2 protein-coding genes are annotated in these 1,860 nt (G+C 69.4%); both read left to right on the forward strand.

Going from position 1 to position 1,860, the window contains the following annotated elements; translation table 11 throughout:
* On the forward strand, positions 1 to 642 hold a 642-nt coding region (locus ACZ4D5_RS43425; RefSeq protein WP_467778071.1), incomplete at its 5' end, for an AMP-binding enzyme.
* Positions 642 to 1,860: condensation domain-containing protein (locus ACZ4D5_RS43430; RefSeq protein WP_467778072.1), on the forward strand; the 1,219-nt coding region annotated here is incomplete at its 3' end. The genes ACZ4D5_RS43425 and ACZ4D5_RS43430, both read left to right, overlap by 1 nt.

A 1,860-nucleotide genomic window follows, 5' to 3' on the forward strand; every position in this document is an offset into this window, starting at 1 on the left:
TGGTGTGCCGATGGCACGGTGGAGTTTTTGGGGCGGGCGGACTTCCAGGTGAAGGTTCGTGGGTTCCGTGTGGAGTTGGGTGAGGTCGAGGCGGTGATTGCCGCGCATCCCGCTGTCGCGCAGGTTGCGGTGGTGGCTCGTGAGGATCAGCCCGGCGGCAAGCGCCTGGTCGCCTACGTCGTGCCGTCGGGTGGTGCGGCTTTGGTGGATGGGTCGCAGTTGCGCCGGTATGTCGGTGAGCGTCTGCCGGAGTTCATGGTTCCGGCCGCGGTCGTGGTGCTGGACGTGCTGCCGTTGACGGCGAACGGGAAGCTCGACCGACGCGCCCTGCCCGCCCCCGACTACGCCGCCACCGCCTTCCGCGCCCCGCGCTCGGAGCGCGAGCAGGCCTTGTGCGAGATCTTCACCGAGGTGCTGGGTGTGGAGCGGGTCGGGATCGACGACAGCTTCTTCGACCTGGGCGGTCATTCCCTGCTCGCCACCCGTCTGATCAGCCGCATTCGTACCCGCCTCGGCGTCGAGCTGTCGCTGCGCGCCGTCTTCGAAGCACCGAACGTAGCCACGTTGACCGAACAGCTGGGAACCGCGCAGAAGTCGCAGCGGCCCGCACTGCGGCCCATGCCGCGCCCCAAGGAGAACTGATGATTCCTCTGTCCTTTTCCCAGCGTCGGCTCTGGTTCCTCAACCGGCTCGAGGGCACCGCGGCGGCCACGTACAACCTGCCCATCACGCTGCGCCTGACCGGCACCCTGGACCGGGACGCGCTCGCCGCGGCCCTGCGGGACGTGGTGGAGCGCCACGAGAGCCTGCGCACGGTCTTCCCCGAAGGCCCCGACGGCACCCCGTACCAGCGCATCCTCGACACCGACCAGGCGTGGACGGACATGGAGTCCATGCCGGCCGACGAGGACGGGCTCGACGCCGCCGTGTCGGCCTTCCGCGGCCGCGGCTTCGATGTCACGGTCGACGCCCCCATGCGCGCGCGGTTGTTCGTGCTGGGCGAGGACGTGCATGTGCTGGTGGTGGTGCTGCACCACATCGCCGGTGACGGCTGGTCGATGGCGCCGCTGGCGCGGGACGTGGCGGCGGCGTACGAGGCGCGGGTCGGCGGTGGCGCACCTGAGTGGGAGCCGCTGCCGGTGCAGTACGCGGACTACGCGATGTGGCAGCGGGAGCTGCTGGGCGACGAGAACGACCCCGACAGCCTGGTGAGCCGTCAGGTCACGTACTGGAAGGGCGCATTGGAGGACCTGCCGGAGCAGTTGGAGCTGCCCACCGATCGCCCCCGGCCCGCCGTCGCCACGTACCGGGGCGACAACGTCGAGTTCACGCTGGACGCCCACGTGCACCGTGGCCTCGCCGCCCTGGCGGGGGAGACGGGCGCCAGTGTGTTCATGGTGGTGCAGGCGGCGTTCGCCGCGCTGTTGTCGCGGATGGGTGCGGGGACGGACATCCCGATCGGCACACCGGTGGCCGGGCGAGCCGACGAGGCGCTGGACGACCTGGTCGGGTTCTTCATCAACACGCTCGTACTTCGGACAGATGTCTCCGGCAACCCGACGTTCCGTCAACTGGTCGACCGCGTACGCGAGGTGGACCTTGGTGCCTTCGGCAACCAGGACGTCCCGTTCGAGCACCTGGTCGAGGTGATCAACCCGGCCCGGTCCATGTCGCGCCACCCGCTCTTCCAGGTGGCACTGGCGTTCCAGAACCAGAGCAGGCCCGATCTGCAGCTGCCCGGCGTGGCGCTGAGCGTCGAGCCGAACGACGGTGACGCGGCGAAGTTCGATCTGTCGTTGGGGCTTGCGGAGCGGTTTGACGGTGAGGGTGTGCCGGCTGGTCTGGAGGGTGGTTTTGAGT

This window comes from Streptomyces sp. NPDC025651 (assembly GCF_055558735.1).